Genomic DNA, 23,907 nt, shown 5'->3' on the forward strand with positions numbered 1-23,907 from the left:
CCTCATCCTGATGGCCGACACGACGCAGACCACGCAGGTCACCCGCCAGCTCCGCAAGCTGATGATCGGCGCCGGGGTCCGTGCTGATCGCGGGGTCGCCGTAGGCCGTGCCGTCGGCGGCGATGACGAGCGCGCGGACGACGCCGCCGTTGAGTTGGGCCGCGATTTGCTGCGGCGGCGTCCGCGCCTGCGCGAGCGCGTCCGCGCGCGAGGTGGCCGCCAGCAGGCGGTCGTTGAGGTTTCGCCGGGCCTGGGCCCCCAGGCTGACGTCGATGACCACCCCGAGCACCACCAGCAAGACCGCGAGCAACCCGATCACCACGACGACGACGCGCCGCTGCAGCGACGGCGTCGGCGTCACGGGGTCGACCGTCATGACCGGTGGGCTTGCATGCGGTAGCCGATCCCGCGGACGGTATGCACGATCCGCGGCCCGTGGGCCTCGAGCTTGCGCCGCAGCCCGCTGATATGCACCTGTACCAGGTTTGGGTCGTAGGCGTCGTAGCCCCACACCGCGTTCAGGATCTGGCCGGCGCTCACGATCCGGCCGCGCTGCTCGACCAGGAAATGCAACAGCCGCAGCTCGGTGGCGGTCAGCTCGAGCTCGTGTCCGGCGCGCACGGCGACGCCCGCGTCGACGTCCACGATCAGGTCGCCCACCTGCAGCGCCCGCGGCAGCCGTCCGCGCCGGCGCAGGACCGCGTTGACCCGTGACACCAGTTCGGCCAGCTCGAACGGTTTGACGACGTAGTCGTCGGCGCCGCCGTCGAGGCCGCGCAGCCGGTCGGTGAGCCCGTCGCGGGCGGTGATCAGCACGATGCCGGCATCGCCCCAATCACGGATCGCGTCGATGAGCGCGAATCCGTCGCGCCCCGGCAGCATGACGTCCAGCACCACCAGGTCCGGCCGCAGCCCGTCGAGCGCGTCCTCCAAACCGTCGCCGTCGCGGCAGGCGTCGGCGTGATATCCGGCGTCGGCCAGCGCCTCGCTGACCATTTCGCGGATGGTCTCGGAATCCTCGACGACCAGCACCCGCGGTGTGCCGGCCGCCGGACGCGCCGCGCGGGGGGAACTCGCCATGCCCCATTGTGAGTGCTCCGCCTCGGCGACCGGTCCGGCAAGCCCCTTTCTTCAGGTTCGCTTCACCTTCCCCGACTCCGCCGCCCCTGCGGTCGAACGCGCCCGGCTGCGTCTATCCCGCCCCGCCGGTGTCGGGCACCGCGCCGGCGCCCACGCCGGGCGTCATCCCCGTCCCGCCCTTGCCGCCGCTGCCGCGCTGAATCTCGATCAGGTCACCGGAACCCAGCAGCGGCCGCCCGGCGACTTCGGGCGCGAACATCAGCGTGACGGCGCCGACCACCCCGGCGAACATGAGCATGTACGCCGGCATCATCGGGTTTCCGGTCCCGGTGACCAGCGTCTCGGCGATCAGCGGGGTGGTGCCGCCGAAGGCCGACACCGCGATGTTGAACCCGATCGACACCGCGCCGTAGCGCACGTTGGTGGGAAACAGCGCGGGCAGGATCGCCGGCTCCAGGCTGCTCAAGAAGACCATCGGCAGGCCGATCAGCAGCACGCCGCCGAACTGGGTCGGATACGCCCCGCCGTACCGCATCAGCATGAACGCCGGTAGCGAGACGATCATCAGCAAGCCGCACCCCGTCCACATCAGCGGTTTGACGCCGACGCGATCGGACAGCATCGCGACCAAGAGCACGCCGATCGTCAACACGGCCAACACGATCAGGACCATCACCAGCGCCGCCGTGTCCCCCACGCCCGCGGTCTTTTTCAGGTACGTCGGCACGTACCCGCTGACCATGTAACTGGTGTCGGTGACCGCGAGCTCCACGCCCAGGCAGATCAGCAGCCCTTTCCACTGCCGCACCACGGTCAGCACGAATTGGGTGCGCACCGAGACGGGGATCGCGACCTTGTGCACCTTCTCGTAGCCGGGCGACTCGTCGATCCTCGAGCGCAGGTACACCGCCACCAGGCCGAACGGGGCCGCCAGCAGGAACGGGATGCGCCAGCCCCAGTTCAGCATGTCGGCGGCGGGCAACGCGGTCTGCAGCCCCGTCACCAGCGCGGCGCCCACGACGAAGCCGCCCAGCGTGCCCACCGGCAGGAATCCGGCCAGCATCCCGCGTTTGTGGTCCGGGGCGTGCTCGGCGATGAAGGTCATGGCGCCCGCGTACTCCCCGCCGGAGGAAAGCCCCTGGCCGATGCGGACGGCCGTGAGCAGTATCGGCGCCCAGACCCCGATCGTGTGGTAGCCCGGGAGGGCGCCCGTCGCGGCGCCGCACACCGCCATCAGCGAGATGGTCATCACCAGCACGGGCTTGCGCCCGATCCGGTCGCCGAGCGGGCCGAAGATGAACCCGCCCAGCGGCCGCACCACGAAGCCGGCGGTCATCGTGCCGAAGGTGGCGATGAGGTTTCCCGCGCCGGAGTTCTCCCCGGGGTAGAACTTCTGCGCCAGGATGGTGGCGACCAGGCTGAACAGCGTGAAGTCGTAGGCCTCCATGAAGTTGCCGATCGCGGTGCCCTGGATCGACCGATGCGTTGCGCGCGCATCCGCCACCGCGATCCCGCCGTCACCCGGTTTTCGACTCATTGGGTACATGACTTACCCGCAACGCTTCGCAACTATGCGACGGCCCCGCCGGTTGGAGGACAATCGCCACCATGGGGCGGACTGCGAACGAATCGATTTTGACCGCGATCGGCGCCCGGGTGCTGCGCTCCCGCCGGCTGGTGCGCGCGCCGGTCTGGATCTATAAGGCCCGCGCGGGAGCGCTGTTCGGCTCGCGCATCCTGATGCTCGAGCACATCGGCCGCAAGTCCGGCGCACCGCGCTACGCGGTGTTGGAGGTCGTCGATCACCCCGGCGCCGACGTCTACGTCGTCGCGTCGGGATTCGGCCGAAAAGCCCAGTGGTTCCGCAACATTGAGGCCAACCCGCGGGTGCGGATTTACGTCGGCAGCCGCGCCCCGCGGCGCGCCACCGCGCGGGTCCTCGACCGGGCGGAGGCCGACCGCACGCTGGCCGCCTACCGCGACCGCCACCCCCAGACGTGGGAGCGGTTCCGCCCGGTGCTGGAAAACACGCTCGGCGCCCCGATTACCGACACCGACACCCCGCTGCCGATCGTCGAATTGCGTTGCGACTAACCGCGATCCGGGCCCTTGACCGTCATCGCGGCGAAGGTGGCCAAAAACGTCGCCGCCGGAAGGGCGTTGACGACCTTGTCGTGCGCCCGGATGTGCGCGCCGACGGCCAGGAGGAAGTACAACGTCAGCATCGCCGTCGTCAGCCTCGCCAGGGCGGGGAAACGGGTGACCGACAGCAGCCCGATCGCGGCCGCGGCCTTCACCACCGGCAGCACGCGGCGGATTTCGTCCGGCACCCCCAGGTCGTCCAGAACCTTCTTGATGGGGGCCACCTGGACTCCGCACGCCACCGCGTCGACGGCATGGAAGGCGGCAAGTCCCGCATAGGTTTTCGGTGAAGTCAACGCACTCATCCGACCAGCCTATTGGGTCAACTCCGGCGGCGCTCCCGGCTGGCCGTCCACCGGCTGGCGGGCGATCGCCTCGGCCTTGGCCACCGCCTGCGCGATGGCCGGGTCGGTCTCGGTGGAGAACCAGTCGGCGACGTCGGCGTCGTCGTCGGCCTGATGCTTCGGCAGGTCCTCGACCGGGGAGGGCTGGAACCGGAACACGCCGTCCTCGCCCGGCGTGCCGAGCAGCTTGGTGAAGCCCTGCAGCGCCGCGCTGAAGTCGCTGGGCACCACCCACACCTTGTTGGCGTCGCCGCGGGCCATCTCCGGCAGTGTCTGCAGGTACTGGTAGGCCAGCATCTCCGGGGTGGGCCTGCCGGCCTTGATCGCGGCGAACGTCTTCTCGATGGCCTTGGCCTGGCCTTGCGCCTGCAGGTAGGCCGCGGCGCGCTCACCCTGGGCGCGCAGCATCCGGGACTGGCGGTCGGCCTCGGCGGCGAGGATCGCGGCCTGCTTGGCGCCCTCGGCGGCCAGGATCTGCGCCTGCTTGTTGCCCTCGGCCTCCTTGATCGCGGCCTCGCGCATGCCCTCGGCGGTCAGGATCATCGCCCGCTTCTCGCGGTCGGCCTTCATCTGCTTTTCCATCGAGGCCTGGATCGACGGCGGCGGGTCGATGCTGCGCAGCTCGACCCGGGCGACCCGCAGGCCCCACCGCCCGGTGGCCTCGTCGAGCACGCCGCGCAGCTGGCCGTTGATCATGTCGCGGGAGGTCAGCGTCTGCTCGAGGGTCATCCCGCCGACCACGTTGCGCAGGGTGGTCGTGGTCAGCTGCTCGACGCCGACGATGTAGTTGCTGATCTCGTACACGGCGGCCTGCGGAACGGTGACCTGGAAGTAGACCACCGTGTCGATGTTCAGCGTCAGGTTGTCCTCGGTGATCACCGGCTGCGGCGGGAACGACACCACCCGCTCGCGCAGGTCCACCCGGGCGCGGACGCGGTCGATGAACGGCACCAGCAACGTCAGCTGCCCGCTGACGGTGCGGCTGTATCGACCCAGGCGTTCGATCACCGCGGCCTCGGCCTGCGGGATCAGCGCGACGGACTTCGCCACCACGATGATCCCGAAGACCACAATGGCGAGCGCCACCACCAGCAGAGCAATTCCAGCCATCGCGCTTCCTCCTGTTTCTCCAGAGGGTTTACATGCCCTTGAACACCACCGCGGTGGCGCCGTTGATCTGCATTACCGTCACCCGTTCGCCGGGTTCGTACACATCGTCGTCGTTGAGCGGGCGCGCGGTCCATACCTGGCCGTCCAGCTTCACCTGACCCTCGTCGCGTGCGACGCGCCCGAGGACCAGCGCGCTCTTGCCCTCCAGCGCCTTGATGCCGGTCGGCAGGCCCTTGGCGGGCGTGAGCCGCCGCCGCAGCGCCGGCCTCACCAGCACCAGGAGCAGGACCGAGACGACCACGAATACCGCCGCGTTGGCCCACACCGGCCAGTCCAGCAACCACGTGGTGCCCGTGGCCGCCAGCGCGCCACCGGAAAGCATCAACAGGGACATGTCGCCCGTCAGCGCCTCCGCACCGGCAAGCACCAGCGCGAATATGAGCCAGATCACCGCGGCGGGCATGCGGTCAGAATACGCGTAATCGGCCTTTGCCGGATCAAACAACTACACTCCGAGATCATGTGGTGTCCCAGTGTCTCGCTGTCCCTGTGGGCCAACGCCTGGCTCGCGGGCAAGGCCGCGCCCGACGACGTCTTGGACGCGTTATCCGTTTGGGCGCCAAAGCAATCGGTCACCGCGTATGATGCGGTCGCCGCCGGCCACACCGGCCTGCCGTGGCCCGATGTCCACGACGCCGGGACCGTCACTCTGTTGCAGACGCTGCGCGCGGCGGTGGGCCGGCCGGCGGTCTCGGTCGCCCCGAGTCGTTTGCGGGGAACGGTGAACATGGTGTTGCCGGTGCCCGGCGACGTGCGGGGCCTGGCGCCGGGAACCCAGTTCGAATCCGACGCCCTGGCCGCCGGCGAAGCGGTCATCATCACCAACCCCGACGATCCCGGCACCGCCGTCGGGCTGGTTCCGGAGTTCAGCTACGGCGACCTGGACGAGGTCGACGACGACGCGGGATCACCCGAATTGTGCGGGCTCTCTTGGACCGTGTACTCGCTGCCCGGCGCGCCGATGCTCGACCACCACGAGCTCGGCGACGCCGAGTACGCGCTGCGGTCGGCCGTGCGATCGGCCGCCGACGCGCTGGGTGCCATCGGGCTGGGAGCCGCGGCGTCCGACGTGGACGATCCGCGGGGGCTCGTCGAGCAGTTGCTGGAATCGGCACGGCAGCATCGCATTCCGGACCACGCGCCCTCTCGTGCGCTGCGGGTGCTGGAGAATGCCGCGCACGTCGACGCCATCATCGCGGTCAGCTCGGGGCTCAGCCGGGTGTCCGAGTCCCCGGCGGACGGGATCGTCGCCGGCATCGGGGCGCAATCGTCGTCACAGGCCCGAATCGCCACCGATGCGCTTCGCCCGCTGACCAGCGTCGTGCGCTCGGCGCGGATGGCCGCGGTCACCGCCATCATGCACTCGGCCTGGTCCGACTAAGCCGCTAACCGCATCCGGGCGCCGCGCAGTGCGGCGGGCGGCATCGCTCGCCGTTGACGCTGGCGAGGCAGCCCGGCACCGGATCGGCCCCGCTCGCCCGGTTCGGCGCCCGGCCCTGGCGGAGTTCGTCGACGAGATCCGCTGCCAGCCGGGCGAATCGACGGTCGGCGTTGGGCGTGGCGGCCCGGGCGAACGCCACCCCGGCGGCCTCGGCCTGCAGTCGCAACTCGTGGTCCAGGTCCCACACCACCTCGATGTGGTCGGCGACGAATCCGACGGGGCAGACGATCACGGCCCCGGTGCCCGCATCCGCGAGCGCCGCCAGATGGTCGGCGACGTCGGGCCCGAGCCACGGAACCTGCGGCGGCCCGGACCGCGACTGCCAGGTCAGGTCGTAGTCGGCGTATCCCGCGGCCGCGGCCACCAGCCTTGCGGCATAGGCGACTTGGCTGCTGTACAGCCGGGGACCGCACCCCTGGTCGGCCGCCACCGGGACCGAGTGCGCGGTGAAGACCAGCCGCGCGTCGCCGGCCACCGTGCCGGCGGCCGCCGCGATGGCCCCGGCGAACATCTCGACGAACAGGGGGTGGTCGAAATAGGGCCGCAGCTTGACCAGTCCGGGGGCGTTCGGCCCGGCCGCCCGGCGAGCTCGGGCGATGTCCTCGACATACTGCGCGCAGCCGGAGTATCCGCTCCAGGCCGACGTGGTGAACACCGCGGCGCGACGAACACCGTTGTCGCGCATGGCCGCAACGGTGTCCTCGACGTACGGCTCCCAGTTGCGGTTGCCGAAGTAGACGGGCACGTCGAGTTCCGCCTGCAGCTCGGTGATCAGCGCCCGGTTGATCCCGTTGATCGGCGAGACGCCGCCGAAATGCAGGTAGTGCTCACCGACCTCGTCGAGGCGCTCAGGCGGCACGTTGCGGCCCCGGGTGACGTTCTCCAGGAAGGGCCGCACCTGCTCGGGGCCTTCGGGCCCGCCGAAGGACAGCAGCAGGACCGCGTCGAAATCCATCAGGGGCTCAGAGCAATTCCGCTTTTAGAGCAACTGCGTGCTGGCGCCGCCGTCGGCGTAGATGATGGTCCCTGTCGTGGCCGGCAGCCAGTCCGAGAGCAGGGCGCAAACGGTCTTGGCGACCGGGGTGGGATCCTTCATGTTCCAGCCGATCGGCGCGCGCTGGTCCCAGCCCTCCTCGAGTAGCTGCATCTGGGCGCCCGCCTCCTCGCCGAGGGCGCCGCCGACGATCGCGCTCATCGCCAGCGTCCGGATCGGGCCGGCCGCAACGAGATTCGAGCGCACGCCGTACGGGCCGGCCTCACGCGCCACGAACCTGTTGACCGACTCCAGCGCGCTCTTGGCCACCGTCATCCAGTTGTAGGCCGGCATCGCGCGCGACGGGTCGAAGTCCATGCCGACGATGGAGCCACCAGGGTTCATGATCGGCAGCAGCGCCTTGGCCAGCGAGGCGTACGAAAAGGCGGAAATGTGAATGCCTTTCGACACATCCTCGTACGGAGCGTCGAAGAACGGGTTGATGCCCATCCCGGTCTGCGGCATGAAGCCGATCGAGTGCACCACGCCGTCCAGCTTGTTGCCCTCGCCGATCTCGGCCGTCACCCGCTCGGCCAGGGTGGCCAGGTGCTCCTCGTTTTGCACGTCGAGCTCGATCAGCGGTGCCTTCTCCGGCAGCCGGTCGGCGATGCGCTGGATCAGGCGCAACCGGTCGAACCCGGTCAGCACCAGCTGCGCCCCCGCTTCCTGGGCCACCTTGGCGATGTGAAACGCGATCGACGAGTCGGTGATGATCCCGGAGACCAGAATCCGTTTGCCTTCGAGCAGTCCTGCCATGTTCCGTCCTAGTTCGTGTCGGGGCCCTCAGTGGCCCATGCCCATGCCGCCGTCGACCGGGATCACCGCTCCGGCGATGTAGCCCGCGTCCTCGGACGCCAGGAAGCTGACCGCGCCGGCGACGTCCTCGGCGGTGCCGACCCGCTTCGCGGGGATGAATTCCAGTGCGCCCGCCTGGATCCGCTCGTCCAGCGACCGCGTCATCTCGGTGTCGATGTAGCCGGGCGCGACGACATTGGCGGTCACCCCGGCCTTGGACAGCTCGCGGGAGATCGAGCGGGCCATGCCGATCAGGCCGGCCTTGGCGGCGGCATAGTTGGACTGGTTGCCGATGCCCCACATGCCGGACACGGACCCGATGAAGATGATGCGGCCGAACCGCTTGCGCTGCATGCTGCGCGACGCCCGCTGCGCCACCCGGAACGCCCCGGTGAGGTTCGCGTTGATGACCTCTTCGAAGCGCTCCTCGGTCATCCGGATCAGGAAGGCGTCCTTGGAAATGCCGGCGTTGGACACCAGCACCTCGACCGGACCCTGGTGCTCCTCGACCTCTTTGAACGCGCGGTCGACGGCGTCGTTGTCGGTGACGTCGCACACGACGCCGAACAACCCCTCGGGCGCCCCGGATCCGCGGTGCGTGACGGCCACCTTGTGCCCGTCGGCGGCCAGCCGCTGTGCGATCGCCAGACCGATCCCCCGGTTACCGCCCGTCACCAGCACGGAGCGGGATACGAACGCGGGTTTGGCGCCGGCGGGGGCGGCTTCGGCAACGGTGTCGGTGGCTGTGTCAGTCACCCCGCCAACCTATCGCCTCGTCGGGGCACCGCCCGACTGTCCCCCCGTTTCACGCCGCGAGCCTAGGTCGGCAGCCGGCGGTTGATCAGCAGCGCCGCCAGCGCGGCCACCGCCAGCAGCAGCGCACCCAGCCGCAGCCAGCCCGTGCTGGCGTCGCCCTTGATGGTCTCGTAGCCGATCTGCTGCTGCAGCGACGCGTAGACGGCCTTCAACTCGGCCAGGCTCGCCGCGTTGTACCAGTTCCCGCCGGAGAGCTCGGCGACCTTCTTCATCGTGGAGTCGTCGACCGGGACGGGCTGGCGCTGGTCGTTGATCTCGACGAACCCGTAGGGCGTGCCGAACGAGATCGTCGAGATCGGCACGCCCTGGTCCTTGGCGGTGCGCGCGGCGGTGAAGGCGCCCTTCGGGTTGTCCGGGTTGGTCGGCATCGTCTCCTTGCCGTCCGAGAACAACACGATCCGCGCGGGGGGCGGCGTGTCGCCGCCGCCGATCACCGCGCCGACCGTCGCGATGGCCTGCAGCGCGGTGAAGATGCCCTCCCCGGTGGCCGTGCGGTCGGCGAACTGCAACTTGTCCAGCGCGGCCTTGGTCGCGTCCCGGTTGGTGGTCGGCGACACCAGCACCGTCGCCGTGCCGGCGTATTCGATCAGCCCCAGGTTGATGCCCGGCGTCAGCTCGTCGGCGAACTGCTTGGCGGCCTCCTGCGCGGCGGCCATCCGATTGGGCGGGACGTCGGTGGCACGCATCGACTGCGACACGTCGATCACCAGCATCACGACCGCGCGATTGCGCGGGATCCGCACGTCGTTGGTCGGCCCCGCCATCGCGACGGTGAACAGCACCAGCGACAGCACCAGCAGGATCGCCGGCACGTGCCGCCACCGCGACGGCCGCTGCGGCGCAACGCTTTCCAGCAGCTCCATGTTGGCGAACCGCAGCATCCGCCGCTGGCGCGCCAGCTGCAGCACGATGTACAGCGCGGCCAACCCGGCGACGACGAGAAGGAAAAGGAAGAACCACGAGTGCGCGAAGCCCGACAGCGTCATCGGGCCCAGCAGGGGCAAGGTCACTGCCGCCCCGCGAGTGCCCCGCGCCGGCGGGACTCGACGAAGCGGACGATGTCCGCGATCCAATCGCGGTCGGTGCGCAGCGTCAGCACCGGGGCCCCGCAGCTGCGGAAGGTGCGCGACACCTCCTCGCGGTGCGCCGCGGCGGCCTTGGCGAAGTCGTCACGCAGCTGCGCGTCGATGGTGAACTCCCGCGTGACGCCGGTTTCGGCGTCCTGCAGCACGACGTCGCCGATGTCGGGCAGCTCGACGTCGCGCGGGTCGAGCACCTCGATGGCCAGCACCTCGTGGCGGGCCGAGATCGCCCGCAGCGGGCGCATCCAGTTGATGGGGCCGAGGAAGTCGCTGATGATGACGGCCATCCCGCGGCGGCGTTCCGGCCGGCGCAGCGCGTCGATCGCCGTCGCCAGATCACCGCGGACGCCGACCGGCGCCTTGGGCGTCGTCGCGATGGTGCGCAGCAGCGTCTGCTCGTGCTGGCGCCCGGAGCGCGCCGGCACCCGCGTCATCGTGGCGCCGGTTGCGACCAGCGCGCCGATCCGGTTGCCGCCGCCGCTGTTGAGGTAGGTGATCGCGGCCGCGGCCGCCACCGCCAGGTCGCGCTTCTCGCACACCGTGGTGCCGAAGTCCAGGCTGGCCGACATGTCGATCACCATCCAGGTCTCCAGCTCGCGGTCGGCGATCATCTGCCGGACGTGCGGGTGGGTGGTGCGCGCGGTGACCGCCCAGTCCATCCGGCGGACGTCGTCACCCGGCTGATACTCGCGCGACTCCCCCGGCTCCGTGCCCGGCCCCGGAATCAGGCCGAGGTGGTCGCCGTGCAGGACGCCGTCGAGCTTGCGCTTGACCGTGAGCTCGAGGGTCTTCAGCGCCGCCGTGAGCTTCGGGTCGTCGATCTGCCCGCGCTGGAACGAGGGCGGATGGCGCACCGCCGGCTTCTGGGGCTCGGTCACCGACCGCTGGCCGCCACGGTCTGCATCACCGGCGGCACCGAATGACCTTGCTGCGGAACGGCGTTCACCTGCGGCAGGGCCACGGTCTGCAGGACCCGGTTGATGACGATCTCGGGCGAGATCTCGTCGGCGAGGGCGTCGTAGGTGAGCACCAACCGGTGCCGCAGCACGTCGGGGATGACCTCGACGACGTCCTGCGGGATGACGTAGTCGCGGCCGCGCACCAGCGCCAGCGAGCGCGCCCCGGCGATGATGCCCAGGGAGGCACGCGGGGAGGCGCCGAACGAGATCCAGGTCTTGACGTCGTTCATGCCGAGCTGCTCGGGGTGCCGGGTGGCGGTGACGACCCGCACCACGTAGTCGACGAGCGCGTGGTGGACGAAGACGTTGGACGCGATGTCCTGCAGCCGGATCAGGTCCTCGGTGTTGAGGATCTGCTTGGGCACCGGCGGCTTGACGCCCATCCGGTAGATGATCTCCCGCTCCTCCTCCGGCGTCGGGTAGCCGACGTTGATCTTGAACAGGAAGCGGTCCCGCTGGGCCTCGGGCAACGGGTAGACGCCCTCGTGCTCGATCGGGTTCTGCGTGGCCATCACCAGGAACGGGTTGGGCAGCGGGAAGGTCTTGCCGCCGATCGACACGTGACGCTCCTGCATGACCTCCAGCAGCGCCGACTGCACCTTCGCCGGCGCGCGGTTGATCTCGTCGGCGAGCAGGAAGTTGACCACCACCGGGCCGAGTTCGGTGTCGAACTCCTCCTTGCCCTGCCGGTAGATGCGGGTACCGATGATGTCGGTGGGCACCAGGTCCGGCGTGAACTGGATGCGCGCGAAGGTCCCGCCGACCACCCGGGCGAAGGTCTCGACGGCCAGCGTCTTGGCCACGCCCGGAACACCCTCGAGCAGCACGTGGCCCTTGGACAGCAGGCCCACCAGCATCCGCTCGACGAGCTGGTCCTGGCCGACGATGATCCGCTTGACCTCGAAGATGGCCCGCTCCAGCGTGTGGACCTCGGCGGCGAGCCCATTACCGCCGCCGGGAGGCGCTTCATGGGCGGGCGGGCCGGAGGGCCCACCGTGGCCCGGATAACTGCTGGCGCCCGGGGGCGGCCCACCTGCTGATGTCATCAAGAACCCTCCACGCTCATTCGGACACGACTGCCGGGCAGCGACGTGCCCTTCGTCCAACTATTCCAGGCCTGCCGGTTTCCGTCGACGGCGCGGTGAGCTGGCCTGCGATCAGTACTCGATGATCCTAGTCAGGAACGGCGTCATGCCCGGCTTGCGCACCGGGCTGACGGTCACCTTCCCGGCGAGGCTGGACGCCTCCAGCATCTGACCGTTGCCCAGATACATGGTGACGTGCTGGCCACCGTTGGGCCCGTAGAAGATGAGGTCGCCGCGCCTGGCCTCGTTGGGCGGGATGTGGCGGCCGGCGTTGTACTGGTCACCGGAAAACCGCGGGATCAGCACGCCGACCCCGGCGAAGCCGTAGCGCATCAGCCCCGAGCAGTCGAACCCGTTGATGTTGGCGCCGTCGCCGACGCCCGTGCTCGGCCCGTCCAGCGAGCCCCCGCCCCAGGAGTACGGGACGCCCATCTGCGACCCCATCCGCTTGATCACGTACTCGATCGCCTGCCTGCCGTAGACCCGCGGGATCTTGCCGCCGGGGTTGGTGGGGGGCGCCGCGGCGGGGGCGGGATCGCCGCCGAGGTTGATCCCGAGGCCGCCGAGGAACTGCTTGCCCAGATTCAGCGTGGTCTGGGTGGCCTGGGCGGTGGCCTGCAGCGAGGCGTTGGCGACCGCGAGCGGATCGCCGGGCGCGCCGGCGCTGATTTGGGCCGGCAGCGTCGGATCCCACTGCCCGGGATCGGCGGTAGCCAGGGGAGCCGGGCCGGCCACAGACCACATCAGCCCGGTCACCAATGCGGTGATCCAGGCCAGGCTGATCAGACGAAACCGGTTGTGGCGCATAGCTCCTCGTTCAATACTTAGTCGTCACCATTCGATGTAGCGGACCACATAGGGCGTCATCCCACTGGTGCGCACGGGAGCAACGCGGACCTTCAAGCCGATGTCGGGGGCCTCGAGCATCTGGCCGTCGCCGAGGTAGATCGTCACGTGCTGGCTGCCGCCGGGGCCGTAGAAGATGACGTCGCCGCGGCGCATCTGCGCCGACGGAATCTTGCGGCCCAGTTGTACTGCGAACCCGAGTAGTGCGGCAGCTTGATGCCCACGCCGGCGAACGAGTACAGGACCAGGCCCGAGCAGTCGAAGCCGGTGATCCCGGCGCCGGAGTCGATCCCCTTGCTCGGCCCGGCCGCGTTGCCGCCGCCCCACGAATAGGGCACGCCGATCTGCGACATGCCGCGGCGGATCACGTACTCGGTGGCCTGCCGGCCGTACACGCGCGGGATCCGTCCGGCCGTCGCGCCGGGGTTGGCGTTGGTGATCCCGGTGTCGTCCGGCTTGAGGATGCCGAGCTGCTGCAGGAAGTTGCGGCCCAGGCCGGCGGTGACCTGGGTCGAGGTGGCCGAGATGCCCAGCACCTGGTTGATCACGGCGATCGGGTCACCGGGGACGTTGGCGCTGGGGACCATCGGCAAGGTCGGGTCCCACAGCCCGTCCCACTGCCGGCCGCGGGCGGGCGGCGCACCGGCGGGTGACCCCGGATCCCACCGGTCGCCCGAGGCCGGGACGGCGGCGCCGCCCTTGCCGGCCGACCATTGCAGCTTGGCCGCCTCGAGCTTGGCCTGCGCCTCATCGCGCTCGGCGGCCAGCCGGGACGCCTGCTCGCGTTGCTCGGTGAACTTGCGCTTGGAGTTGGTGAGCGCCGCCACCGCGTTGTCCTGGCTGGCCTTGGCGTCGGCGGCGGCCTTGTCGGCCTTCTGTTTGGCCAGCCGCGCCGCCGACTCCTTGTTCACCTGTTCGGTCCGGGCGCGCTGCAGCTTGTCCATCACCGCCTGGGAACTGGCGGTCAGGGTCCGGGCGGCCGATTCGGTGGCGATGATGTCGTCGGGGCTGGTCGCCATCAGGTAGCCGCCCGACGGCCCGTTCATATAGGTGGCCGCCGCGAAGGTGTTGAAGCGGTGCTGTGCGGCGTCGATCGCAGCGTTGGCGTCCGTGACCGCGTGCTGGCTCGCCTCGAGGTCGTGCTGGGCGGCGGCCGCGTTGTCCCGCGCGGTCTCGACGTCGACCAGGGCCTTGTTGACGCTTTCCTGTTCGGTCTGGATTTCGGCCGTCAGGTCTTCCAGGCGCTGGTTGGCCTTGGCCACGTTGGCGATCAGCGCGGCCAGGCTGTCGGCGGCGGGATCGGCCTCAGCGAGACCCGGGGTGCAGACCAGCATCGCCACGCTGAGGACCGCGGGTACGACCGGCCGGACCAGCCCGGCGGCCGGTCGCGCGGAGAGGCCCCAGCGGGTACGTCTCATACGGCTCAGGTCTCCTACGGCTCAACGCGGACGGGCGGCGCCAGGCACGTGAATCTCAAAAGCGCCAAGAACAACAGGGGCATCATTTGCACCGTACGTCACACGAGACGCGGTGGAAACGCTCGTCACAAACTGCACTCTGGACGTGCGTTTAATGTGACCGAACAGTGACCTAGCCTGTTTGCCGCGCGCCGCGGCGGGCGGTTGCCGGGCCGGGCGACCCGAGCCGGACGCGCGTGTCAGGCGCCGTTAGCGGCCTCGGTCTCGGCGGTTTCCGGAGCACCGGCGGGCGTTGCTGCACGCTTGCCGCGCAGCTGCAGGAATCGCGTGCCGACGGCCGCCGCGAGCACCCCGATCAGAAGGAAGATGGTCAGGCCGGTCCAGGGGAACTCGGGCGACTCCAGCTCGTGCAGAAAATGCTGCGCCGAGACCACCGGATTGCCCGTCTTGGCGATGTCCTCGCCGGCCTCGAGGGTGACGCGCGGGAACTGCGTGCTGTAGCTGCCGACGTAACTCGGGCTGAGGGTCAGCACCGTCGCGTCGTGGTAGTCGGCGCCGACGACGGTGGAGATGTCGCGCAACGGCGTGTCGTTGGGCGGGTTGTGGTCGAGCAGCACGATCTTGAGGTTGATGCCGTGGGCGTGCGCCTCGTTGACCACGTCGAGCAGGCCGGGCAGGGCGTCCGGCGTCGCGCTGACGCCGTCGACGGCGACCTTGGCCTTGATCGCGGTCATGTCGACGTCCTGCGGAATGTAGGCAGGCGGGCCGGGCTGCAAGAAAAAGGTCATCACGTCCCTCCGGCTGCGCCGCTGGTGCGGCCCTCGACTACGGCGGTCACTCTAGTGTGACGCCCGGATTTAAGCCCGAAGGGGTTTAAACCGCCGGGTCGGGCGATAAGACTGGATTACGAGGGTGCCGCCGTAATGCAGGACAAGCGTACTGTTAAAGTTGGCACCGCCGCCGACACGGCCCGTCGGTGGAAGAACTAAATCATCGGGAGTTGAAGTGACTGAATCTGTGAACTCGTTCGGAGCCCGCGACACCCTCCAGGTCGGCGACAAGAGTTACCAGATCTATCGCCTCGACGCCGTCCCCAACACCGAGAAACTCCCCTACAGCCTCAAGGTCCTCGCCGAGAACCTGCTGCGCAACGAGGACGGCAGCAACATCACCAAGGACCACATCGAGGCCATCGCGAACTGGGATCCCAAGGCGGAGCCCAGCATTGAGATCCAGTACACGCCCGCGCGGGTCGTGATGCAGGACTTCACCGGGGTGCCCTGCATCGTCGACCTGGCCACCATGCGCGAGGCCATCGGCGACCTCGGCGGCAAGCCCGACAAGGTCAACCCGTTGGCGCCCGCCGACCTGGTGATCGACCACTCGGTAATCGCCGACCTGTTCGGCCGCGCCGACGCGTTCGAGCGCAACGTGGAGATCGAATACCAGCGCAACGGCGAGCGCTACCAGTTCCTGCGTTGGGGGCAGGGCGCATTCGACGACTTCAAGGTGGTGCCGCCGGGCACCGGCATCGTGCACCAGGTCAACATCGAATACCTGGCGAGCGTGGTGATGGAGCGCGATGGGGTGGCCTACCCCGACACCTGCGTGGGCACCGACTCGCACACCACGATGGTCAACGGCCTCGGTGTGCTGGGCTGGGGCGTGGGCGGCATCGAGGCCGAGGCGGCGATGCTCGGGCAGCCGGTGTCCATGCTGATCCCCCGGGTCGTCGGCTTCAAGCTGACCGGCGAGATCCAGGCCGGCGTCACCGCCACCGACGTCGTGCTGACCGTCACGGAGATGCTGCGCAAGCACGGCGTGGTCGGCAAGTTCGTCGAGTTCTACGGCGACGGCGTGGCCGAGGTGCCACTGGCCAACCGCGCCACCCTGGGCAACATGAGCCCCGAATTCGGTTCCACCGCAGCGATTTTCCCGATCGACGAGGAGACCATCTCCTACCTGAAGTTCACCGGGCGCAAGCCCGAGCAGCTCGCCCTGGTCGAGGCGTACGCCAAGGAGCAGGGCATGTGGCACGACCCCGAGCGCGAGCCCGCGTTCTCGGAATACCTCGAACTCGACCTGTCCGACGTGGTGCCGTCGATCGCCGGGCCCAAGCGCCCGCAGGACCGAATCGCGTTGTCCGACGCCAAATCCACGTTCCGCGAGCAGATTCCCAGCTACGTCGGCGACGACCCCGACAAGAAGGACTACTCGAAGCTGGACGAGACCGTCGACGAGTCCTTCCCGGCCAGTGACCCGGGCGCGCTGGAGAACGGCCACGCCGACGACCACAAGCCGGTGGAGTCGGCGGCCAAGCACGCGAAGGGCCGGGTGAGCACCCCGGTGACGGTCAAGTCGGAGGAACTCGGCGAGTTCGTGCTCGATCACGGCGCGGTGGTGATCGCGGCGGTCACGTCGTGCACCAACACCTCCAACCCGGAGGTGATGCTGGGCGCGGCGCTGCTGGCGCGCAACGCCGTCGAAAAGGGGCTGGCCTCCAAGCCGTGGGTGAAGACCACGATGGCGCCCGGCTCCCAGGTGGTCCACGACTACTACGACAAGGCCGGCCTGTGGCCGTACTTGGAGAAGCTGGGCTTCTACCTGGTCGGCTACGGCTGCACCACCTGCATCGGCAACTCCGGCCCGCTGCCCGATGAGATCTCCAAGGCGATCAACGACAACGACCTCTCGGTGGCCGCCGTGCTGTCGGGTAACCGGAACTTCGAGGGCCGCATCAACCCGGACGTGAAGATGAACTACCTGGCGTCCCCGCCGCTGGTCGTCGCCTACGCCCTGGCCGGGACCATGGACTTCGACTTCGAGTCCGAGCCGCTCGGCACGGACAAGGACGGCAACGACGTCTTCCTGAAGGACATCTGGCCGTCGCAGAAGGACGTCTCGGACACCATCGCCTCGGCGATCAGCCAGGAGATGTTCACCAAGAACTACGCCGACGTGTTCAAGGGCGACGAGCGCTGGCGCAACCTGCCCACGCCCAGCGGCAACACCTTTGAGTGGGACCCGGATTCGACGTACGTGCGCAAGCCTCCGTACTTCGAGGGCATGGCCGCCGAGCCCGAGCCGGTCAAGGACATCAGCGGCGCACGGGTGCTCGCGCTGCTGGGGGATTCGGTGACCACCGACCACATCTCCCCCGCCGGCAGCATCAAGCCGGGCACCCCGGCGGCGCAGTACCTCGACGAGCACGGCGTCGAGCGCAAGGACTACAACTCCTTCGGCTCGCGGCGCGGCAACCACGAGGTGATGATCCGCGGCACGTTCGCCAACATCCGGCTGCGCAACCAGTTGCTCGACGATGTCGCCGGCGGCTACACCCGCGACTTCACCCAGGACGGCGGCCCGCAGGCGTTCATCTACGACGCGGCGCAAAACTATGCGGCACAGAACATTCCGCTGGTGGTGCTGGGCGGCAAGGAATACGGCTCGGGTTCGTCGCGCGACTGGGCGGCCAAGGGCACGCTGCTGCTGGGCGTCCGGGCGGTGATCGCCGAGTCGTTCGAGCGCATCCACCGCTCGAACCTGATCGGCATGGGCGTGATCCCGCTGCAGTTCCCGGAGGGCAAGACGGCGCAGGACCTGGGGCTGGACGGCACCGAGGTCTTCGACATCACCGGCATCGAGGCGCTCAACGACGGCAAGACGCCGAAGACGGTGCATGTCAAGGCCGCCAAGGAATCCGGCGACCCGATCGAGTTCGACGCCGTGGTGCGCATCGACACCCCCGGCGAGGCCGACTACTACCGCAACGGCGGCATCTTGCAGTATGTGCTGCGCAACATGCTCAAGTCGTAGCCGTCGTCGCCTGTGCCCAAAGTCAGCGAGGACCATATGGCGGCTCGCCGCCGCCAGATCCTCGACGGTGCCCGGCGCTGCTTCGCCGAGTACGGCTACGACAAGGCCACGGTGCGCCGGCTGGAGAAGGCGGTCGGGATGTCGCGCGGGGCGATCTTCCATCACTTCCGCGACAAGGACGCGCTGTTCTTCGCGCTGGCGCACGAGGACGCCGAGCGGATGGCCGACGTCGCGTCGCGCGAGGGCCTGATCCAGGTGATGCGCGACATGCTCGCCGCGCCGGAGGAGTTCGACTGGCTGGCCACGAGGTTGGAGATCGCGCGCAAGCTGCGCACCGACCCCGTGTTCAATCGCGGCTGGGCGGAGCGCTCGGCGGAGCTGGCGGCGGCCACCACCGACCGGTTGCGGCGGCAGAAGGAGGCGCACCGGGTGCGCGATGACGTACCCGCCGACGTCTTGCAGTGCTACCTAGAACTGGTGCTCGACGGCCTGGTGGCCCGGCTGGCGTCCGGCGAAGACCCCAAGCGGCTGGCCGCGGTCCTCGACCTGGTGGAAAAGTCGGTGCGGCGCAAGGACTCTGGGGCGCGAGCGTAACGCCACTGCGAATGAGGGGACGTAATTTCGCAGTGACGCTACGCCCGCGTGGACTGGCGCCGGGCCGAAGTGTGGTTGGGGCCGCCCCGGCCCCGGAGCGTGGTGCCGGACTCGAGCAGCATGCTGTGAATCGATCCGTAGGACCTGCCGGTGGTGGCGACCAGGTTGCGAATGCTTGCGCCGCGCTCGTACGCGTTGCGTAGCTCGTACAGCGTCTGCTCGCGCGTCTTCTTCGGCTTTCTCACTGGCTCCCCTCCCGGCTCGGACTCGCTCCCCAAGCACATAGAGTAAGAAGCGATTGCCGGTCGCGGGCCGCTTTGGCCGAAATCGCCTGCGGCCACTTGCCGATCAAGCCAGCTCGATGAGATCCCGGTATTCGTCGGACCAGTAGTCCTCGGTGCCGTCGGGCAACAGCACGACGCGCTGCGGGTCGAGGGCCTCGGCCGCGCCCGGGTCGTGCGTCACCAACACCACCGCGCCCTGGTAGCTGCGCAGCGCGTCGAGGACCTGTTCGCGCGACGCGGGATCGAGGTTGTTGGTCGGCTCGTCGAGCAGCAACACGTTGGCCGTCGAGGCCACCAGACCCGCCAGCGCGAGCCGGGTCTTCTCCCCGCCGGACAGCGTCCCCGCCGGCTGCTCGAGCTGCGGACCGCTGAACATGAACGCGCCCAGCAGGCCCCGCAGCTCCTGTTCACCGGATTCGGGCGCGGCGTGCCGGATGTTCTCCCAGACGGTCGCGTCGTTGTCGAGGGTGTCGTGCTCCTGCGCGAAATAGCCGATCCGCAAACCATGTCCGGGCTCGAGGCCCCCGCTGTCGGCGCTTTCGACGCCGGCCAGCAACCGCAGCAACGTGGTCTTGCCGGCACCGTTGAGGCCGAGCACCACGACGCGCGACCCGCGGTCGATGGCCAGATCGACGCCGCTGAACACCTCGAGCGACCCGTAGGACTTGCTCAGTCCCTTGGCCACCAGCGGCGTGCGCCCGCACGCGGCCGGGGTGGGGAACTTGATCCGGGCCACCTTGTCGGCCACCCGCTCCTCGTCGAGCGCCGCCATCATCCGGTCCGCTCGGCGCAACATGTTCTGGGCGGCAACGGCTTTGGTGGCCTTGGCGCCGAGCTTGGCGGCCTGCGTGCGCAGCGCGGCGGCCTTGCGTTCGGCGTTGGTGCGCTCCCGGCGGCGACGCTGCTCGTCGGTGGCGCGGGCGTCCAGGTACTTCTGCCAGCCCATGTTGTAGACGTCGACCTCGCCGCGCACGGCGTCGAGGAACCACACCCGGTTGACCACGTCGGCGAGCAGCTCGACGTTGTGGCTGATGAGGACCAGCCCGCCGGTGTGCGCCCGCAGGAAGTCGCGCAGCCACCCCAGCGAATCCGCGTCGAGGTGGTTGGTCGGCTCGTCGAGCAGCAGCGTGGTGGACGAGCCGGCGCCGGTGTCGGACGCGGCGAACAGGATGCGCGACAGCTCGACGCGGCGGCGCTGCCCGCCGGACAGCGTGCGCAGCTGCTGCGTCAGCACCCGTTCCGGCAGGCCCAGGCTCGCGCAGATGCGGCCGGCCTCGCTCTCGGCGCCGTAGCCGCCCAGCGCCACGAACCGCTCCTCGAGCTGCCCGTAGCGGCGGATCGCGCGGTCGCGTGCGTCGTCGTCGGCGACCTCGGCCATCAGCGCCTGCTGCTTCTCCAGGTCGGTGAGCAGGACGTCCAGTCCGCGGGCCGACAACACCCGGTCGCGGGCCAGCACGTCGAGATCGCCTTCCTTGGGATCCTGTGGCAGGTAACCGATTTCGCCGATGCGGGCCACCGTGCCGGCGTAGGGCTCGGACTCGCCCGCCAGGATGCGCAGCGTCGTGGTCTTGCCGGCGCCGTTGCGGCCGACCAGCCCGATGCGGTCGCCGGGCTGCACGCGCAGGTCCGGGCCGTCCGGTGAGAGCAGGATGCGCGCGCCCGCGCGGACCTCGAGGTCCGTGGCCGTGATCACATCTACTCCCTCGTTTTCGGGCTATTTGTCGTCGGTGAACACCGGCGGCCGCTTCTCGGCGCGCGCGGCGACCGCTTCTTCGAAGTTGGCGGTGAGCAGGCGGACGAAGAGCTGTCCCAGGCCTTCGGCTTGCATGTGCCCCTCCAGGCTACCGGCGTCGAGCCCGCTCCACAGTGTGCGTTTGGTCAACTCGGTGCCGGGCCGCGAGAAGGCGGCGATGCGCGCGGCGATCGCGTAGCAGGTGTCCAGCAGCTGCTCCTCGGGCACCTGACACGACACCAGCCCGATGCGCTCGGCCTCCTCGGCGGTGACGTCCCGGCCGGTCAGCATGATCTCGAACGCCCGCGACGACCCGATGGCCCGCGGCAACAGGTAGCTCAAGCCCAGCTCACTGGCCGTCAGGCCGTTGTTGATGCCGGCCGCCCGGAAGTAGGCGCCGGTCGAGGCCACCCGGATGTCGGCGGCCAGCGCCAGGCACAGCCCGCCGCCGATCGCGGGGCCGTTGACCGCCGCGATCACCGGCTGGTGCAGCCGCCGCAACGCCAGGATGACGTCGTCGAGCACCTCCATCGACCGCAGCGCATACGTCGGGCGGGTCAACCCGTCGACGTGGGGCACCGATCCCGCGGACTTGTGGTCGGCGCCCGAGGAGAATCCCCGGCCCGCCCCGGTCAGCACGACGACGCGCACGGAATTGTCGTAGGTGACCTGTTCGAGGGCCTCTTTGAGCGGCACCATGACGTCGAACGCCATGGAGTTCATCCGTTCGGGCCGATTGAGGGTTATCAGTGCGACACCGGGCCGCGGTTGCTCTACCAGTACCAAGCTCACCCGTGAAAGGTAACGGAAAGCCCCAGGCTCAGACGTGGCCCATGCCGGTGGTCATCAGGAAAACGCCCAGCGCGGCGACCAGAAGGCCGAGGACGGCCCGCCTGCGGGCCTGCACCCAGTCGTGCACGCGCGACATCACCGCGCCGGTCCGCGCCGGCGCCACCAGATGGCAGACCAGGGGAATCTCGGCAAACGCCAGCCCGAGCAGCGTGTATGCCGCGGCCGCGCTCACCTGGGTGCCCAGGGCGGCCCCCGACGCCAGGATCACGGTGAGTGCCGCGAGGTAGCGAAAGTCGGTCGTGATCCCGACCCCAACCAGGAACGTGATCCACGGCGGCCCGGCCCGCAGCGCCTCCAGCGCACCCGTCGACAAGCGGGAGAACGCCGTCGGCGCGACCGGGTTCGACGGGCCGCCGGCGGGCGGGGCCGCCGGTTGGCGCACCGAAAAGCCGATCGCGATCAGTGCGGCCACCACCAGCGCCAACACGCCCATCGCGATCTGAATCCGGCCCGCCGCGGAGGTCGAGGTGGCGAGCTCCACCTTGTCCATGACCCCGAGCACGACGTCGTGCAGGCCCACGAGCGCACCGAGGGCCAGGACCACGCCGACCGCCAGCCCGCCGAGCCACAATGCGACCAGATGCAGCACGGGCCGTCGCCGGGAAAACAGCAGCAGCGTGATGCCGATCCGCCCCGGGTCGACCCCGGCGACCAGCGCCAACGCCAGCACCGTGCCCCACATGGGCGCGACTTTACCGTGGGCAGGGCGGGTCGCGTTCGTAGTTCAAGGCGATTGGGCGGCCGTCGTCGCGTACGTTAAATGTCGTCGAAACGGCCCCCTTGACTTGCTTTGATCTGCTACGTTTAGCCACCGTTGGGTACGTGTTGGCTATGACGCCGTGATGCGTACGGGTTGGCCGCGCAAATGCGCTGGGCCGCAACGAGATCCGACCACTGGAGGTAGTTCGCGAACAATCGAGCCGTGGCCGAGTCTATGAGTCCGCTATGCCCATGCGGCGAAGCGATCAGGGAGGGAATGTGTTCATCCCAGGAGAAGAGGCGTTCGGGGCCCTCGACGAATGGGTGCCGGAGCCGGGGGCGGTCATCTGTTGGCATCCCTCGCCCGGCTCGCTTGCCAAGGTCAGGCAAGCTCCGGTAAGCGCCGTGCCGGCCAGCCATCAGCAGGCCAGGCACCTCCGCAACTTCCGCGACCACGCGAGCCGTGGGGTCGACATGTCACGGCTGTGCATCGGCAGCTGGGACATGCCCGGCAAATGCGACATTCGGGTCCTGACGTACGTCATCAACACCCACCTCCGGCGGCACGACACGTATCACAGCTGGTTCGCGTTTGCCGACGGTGATCGCATCGTCAGGCGCACGGTGAGCAAACCCGGCGACATTCAATGTGTTCCGATCGAGCACGGCGAGATGACGCCGGAGGCGTTGCGCGAGCACATCGCTGCCACGCCGAGCCCGCTGCAATGGGATTGCTTCAGGTTCGCCATCATTCAGCGCGCGGACCACTTCACCTTCTGCTTCGCCATCGACCATCTCTACATCGACGCGCAGTTCCTGGGGGCCATCCGCCTCGAGTTGTATCTGATGTACACCTCGCTGCTCGCCGGCGGAGCGCCGCCTCCGCTTCCGGCCCCGGGCAGCTACACGGATTACTGTGTCCGCCAGCACGAATACACCTCCGCCCTCACGCTGGATTCCCCGCAGGTGCGCGGCTGGGTCGACTTCTTCGAATCCAACGACGGGACGCTGCCGGAATGCCCGGTGTCGCTCGGCGACGGGTCGGGCTCCTGCGAGCTGATGTTCGTGCGGGTGATGGACGAACGGCAGACGGCCAACTTCGAATCCGCTTGCCTGGCAGCGGGTGCGCGTTTCAGCGGTGGCGTTTTCGCCTGCGCCGCGATGGCGCAGTACGAATTGACCGGCGCCGAAAAGTATTACGGGCTTGTCGCGTGCGATACCCGCAGCAGCCGTGCGGAGTTCCTGACGATCGGTTGGTTCACCGGCTTCGTCCCGATCACCATCCCCGTCGACGTGTCGTCCTTCGGTGACACCGCGCGCGCCGCGCAGAAGTCGTTCGACTCCGGCAAGGCGCTGGCCAACGTCCCGTTTGCTCGGGTGCTGGAGTTGGCGCCGTGGTTGAGGATGCCGGACGGCCGCGTCCCCCTGCTGTTTCATCTCGACGCCAGCAGCCCGCCGCTGTCCACGATCGTCAAGTCCGAATGGGGCGGCTCGAACATCAAGATCCACCACGACGGCGGCGTCCCGGCTCGATTCGATTTGCGGGTCAACCGCTACGAGAACGAGACGCACGCGATGGTGTTTTTCCCGGACAATCCGGTCGCACGCGAGTCGGTCGCCCGCTACATCGAGACGCTGAAATCGATCTACGTCCGGGTCGCCGAGGGCCGCGGCGCACTGGTGCCGCTCTGCGGCGCCGCCGCGCTGTAGCGAGGCCCG

Annotated in this window: 22 protein-coding genes and 2 pseudogenes; 5 read left to right on the plus strand and 19 right to left on the minus strand. The window is 69.2% G+C overall.

From position 1 onward, the window contains the following. The 3 genes and pseudogenes from AWB89_RS02735 to AWB89_RS02745 all read right to left on the minus strand — a co-directional run. Nucleotides 1-376: pseudogene (locus AWB89_RS02735) on the minus strand (two-component sensor histidine kinase); the annotation flags it as partial. After that, nucleotides 373-1,080 (minus strand): response regulator transcription factor, encoded by a 708-nt coding sequence (locus AWB89_RS02740; RefSeq protein WP_085171457.1) that lies wholly within the window; start codon nt 1,078-1,080, stop codon nt 373-375. The pseudogene AWB89_RS02735 and the gene AWB89_RS02740, both read right to left, overlap by 4 nt. A 112-nt stretch (nt 1,081-1,192) precedes the next feature. Continuing rightward, nucleotides 1,193-2,617, minus strand: coding sequence for an MFS transporter (locus AWB89_RS02745; protein ID WP_085171458.1), 1,425 nt, complete (start codon nt 2,615-2,617; stop codon nt 1,193-1,195). Nucleotides 2,618-2,688: 71 nt separating this feature from the next. On the opposite strand from AWB89_RS02745, the gene AWB89_RS02750 reads away from it, so the two are divergent. Then, a complete protein-coding gene (locus AWB89_RS02750; RefSeq protein ID WP_085093900.1) occupies nt 2,689-3,174 on the plus strand; it encodes a nitroreductase family deazaflavin-dependent oxidoreductase in 486 nt (161 codons plus the stop codon). On the opposite strand, the gene AWB89_RS02755 is transcribed toward AWB89_RS02750, so the two are convergent. Genes AWB89_RS02755 through AWB89_RS02765 form a run of 3 tightly spaced genes read right to left on the minus strand, consistent with a single transcriptional unit; the run spans nt 3,171 to nt 5,139 of the window. Beyond that, complete coding sequence (locus AWB89_RS02755; protein WP_085171459.1) at nt 3,171-3,527, minus strand: DoxX family protein; 357 nt, start codon at nt 3,525-3,527, stop codon at nt 3,171-3,173. The genes AWB89_RS02750 and AWB89_RS02755 overlap by 4 nt on opposite strands. Before the next feature lie 9 nt (nt 3,528-3,536). Further along, nucleotides 3,537-4,676 carry an SPFH domain-containing protein gene (locus AWB89_RS02760; protein WP_085093903.1) on the minus strand — a complete coding sequence of 380 codons (1,140 nt, stop codon included), beginning with the start codon at nt 4,674-4,676 and terminating at the stop codon, nt 3,537-3,539. A 28-nt stretch (nt 4,677-4,704) separates the two neighbouring features. Further along, nucleotides 4,705-5,139 (minus strand): NfeD family protein, encoded by a 435-nt coding sequence (locus tag AWB89_RS02765; protein WP_085171460.1) that lies wholly within the window; start codon nt 5,137-5,139, stop codon nt 4,705-4,707. A 57-nt stretch (nt 5,140-5,196) separates the two neighbouring features. Here AWB89_RS02765 and AWB89_RS02770 point away from each other — a divergent pair, with 57 nt between their 5' ends. Continuing rightward, nucleotides 5,197-6,117 carry a hypothetical protein gene (locus AWB89_RS02770; protein ID WP_085171461.1) on the plus strand — a complete coding sequence of 307 codons (921 nt, stop codon included), beginning with the start codon at nt 5,197-5,199 and terminating at the stop codon, nt 6,115-6,117. A gap of 4 nt (nt 6,118-6,121) precedes the next feature. Here AWB89_RS02770 and AWB89_RS02775 read toward each other — a convergent pair whose 3' ends face one another. From AWB89_RS02775 to AWB89_RS02815, 9 genes and pseudogenes are all read right to left on the minus strand, one after another. Then, the gene (locus tag AWB89_RS02775) at nt 6,122-7,132 is read right to left on the minus strand and encodes a ferrochelatase (RefSeq protein ID WP_085171462.1); all 1,011 of its coding nucleotides are present in this window, start codon (nt 7,130-7,132) and stop codon (nt 6,122-6,124) included. Between the two features lie 24 nt (nt 7,133-7,156). Next, complete coding sequence (gene inhA, locus AWB89_RS02780; protein ID WP_085093911.1) at nt 7,157-7,966, minus strand: NADH-dependent enoyl-ACP reductase InhA; 810 nt, start codon at nt 7,964-7,966, stop codon at nt 7,157-7,159. A gap of 27 nt (nt 7,967-7,993) precedes the next feature. After that, nucleotides 7,994-8,761 carry a 3-oxoacyl-ACP reductase FabG1 gene (fabG1, locus tag AWB89_RS02785; protein WP_085093913.1) on the minus strand — a complete coding sequence of 256 codons (768 nt, stop codon included), beginning with the start codon at nt 8,759-8,761 and terminating at the stop codon, nt 7,994-7,996. 62 nt (nt 8,762-8,823) lie between these two features. Continuing rightward, entirely contained in the window at nt 8,824-9,831 is a 1,008-nt protein-coding gene (locus AWB89_RS02790; protein ID WP_085171463.1) for a VWA domain-containing protein, read from the minus strand. Beyond that, entirely contained in the window at nt 9,828-10,781 is a 954-nt protein-coding gene (locus AWB89_RS02795) for a DUF58 domain-containing protein (protein ID WP_085093918.1), read from the minus strand. The genes AWB89_RS02790 and AWB89_RS02795 overlap by 4 nt, the downstream gene beginning before the upstream one ends. After that, a complete protein-coding gene (gene moxR1 / locus AWB89_RS02800) occupies nt 10,778-11,908 on the minus strand; it encodes a chaperone MoxR1 (RefSeq protein ID WP_085093920.1) in 1,131 nt (376 codons plus the stop codon). The genes AWB89_RS02795 and moxR1 overlap by 4 nt, the downstream gene beginning before the upstream one ends. Nucleotides 11,909-12,019: 111 nt before the next feature. Beyond that, nucleotides 12,020-12,754, minus strand: a complete 735-nt coding sequence (gene ripB, locus AWB89_RS02805) for an NlpC/P60 family peptidoglycan endopeptidase RipB (RefSeq protein ID WP_085093921.1) — start codon at nt 12,752-12,754, stop codon at nt 12,020-12,022. Between the two features lie 24 nt (nt 12,755-12,778). Continuing rightward, a pseudogene (gene ripA, locus AWB89_RS02810) lies at nt 12,779-14,211 on the minus strand (NlpC/P60 family peptidoglycan endopeptidase RipA). A 239-nt stretch (nt 14,212-14,450) separates the two neighbouring features. After that, nucleotides 14,451-14,999, minus strand: a complete 549-nt coding sequence (locus AWB89_RS02815; protein ID WP_085093923.1) for an Rv1476 family membrane protein — start codon at nt 14,997-14,999, stop codon at nt 14,451-14,453. Nucleotides 15,000-15,216: 217 nt separating this feature from the next. Between AWB89_RS02815 and acnA the strand changes: the two genes are divergently transcribed. Next, nucleotides 15,217-18,027, plus strand: coding sequence for an aconitate hydratase AcnA (acnA, locus tag AWB89_RS02820; RefSeq protein WP_085171464.1), 2,811 nt, complete (start codon nt 15,217-15,219; stop codon nt 18,025-18,027). 12 nt (nt 18,028-18,039) lie between these two features. Next, nucleotides 18,040-18,621: a TetR/AcrR family transcriptional regulator gene (locus AWB89_RS02825; protein ID WP_085171465.1), complete on the plus strand. Its 582-nt coding sequence runs from the start codon at nt 18,040-18,042 to the stop codon at nt 18,619-18,621. A 38-nt stretch (nt 18,622-18,659) separates the two neighbouring features. On the opposite strand, the gene AWB89_RS02830 is transcribed toward AWB89_RS02825, so the two are convergent. From AWB89_RS02830 to AWB89_RS02845, 4 genes are all read right to left on the minus strand, one after another. After that, nucleotides 18,660-18,866, minus strand: a complete 207-nt coding sequence (locus AWB89_RS02830) for a helix-turn-helix domain-containing protein (protein ID WP_085093929.1) — start codon at nt 18,864-18,866, stop codon at nt 18,660-18,662. 103 nt (nt 18,867-18,969) lie between these two features. Continuing rightward, nucleotides 18,970-20,598: an ABC-F family ATP-binding cassette domain-containing protein gene (locus AWB89_RS02835; protein WP_085171466.1), complete on the minus strand. Its 1,629-nt coding sequence runs from the start codon at nt 20,596-20,598 to the stop codon at nt 18,970-18,972. Between the two features lie 21 nt (nt 20,599-20,619). Beyond that, nucleotides 20,620-21,429 carry an enoyl-CoA hydratase gene (locus AWB89_RS02840; protein ID WP_085171467.1) on the minus strand — a complete coding sequence of 270 codons (810 nt, stop codon included), beginning with the start codon at nt 21,427-21,429 and terminating at the stop codon, nt 20,620-20,622. Between the two features lie 28 nt (nt 21,430-21,457). Then, nucleotides 21,458-22,171: a GAP family protein gene (locus tag AWB89_RS02845; protein WP_085171468.1), complete on the minus strand. Its 714-nt coding sequence runs from the start codon at nt 22,169-22,171 to the stop codon at nt 21,458-21,460. Nucleotides 22,172-22,467: 296 nt separating this feature from the next. Between AWB89_RS02845 and AWB89_RS02850 the strand changes: the two genes are divergently transcribed. Next, the gene (locus tag AWB89_RS02850; protein WP_241520415.1) at nt 22,468-23,898 is read left to right on the plus strand and encodes a condensation domain-containing protein; all 1,431 of its coding nucleotides are present in this window, start codon (nt 22,468-22,470) and stop codon (nt 23,896-23,898) included. Nucleotides 23,899-23,907: the final 9 nt, after the last annotated feature.

Source organism: Mycobacterium paraense (assembly GCF_002101815.1).
GTDB classification, from domain to species: Bacteria; Actinomycetota; Actinomycetes; order Mycobacteriales; family Mycobacteriaceae; genus Mycobacterium; species Mycobacterium paraense.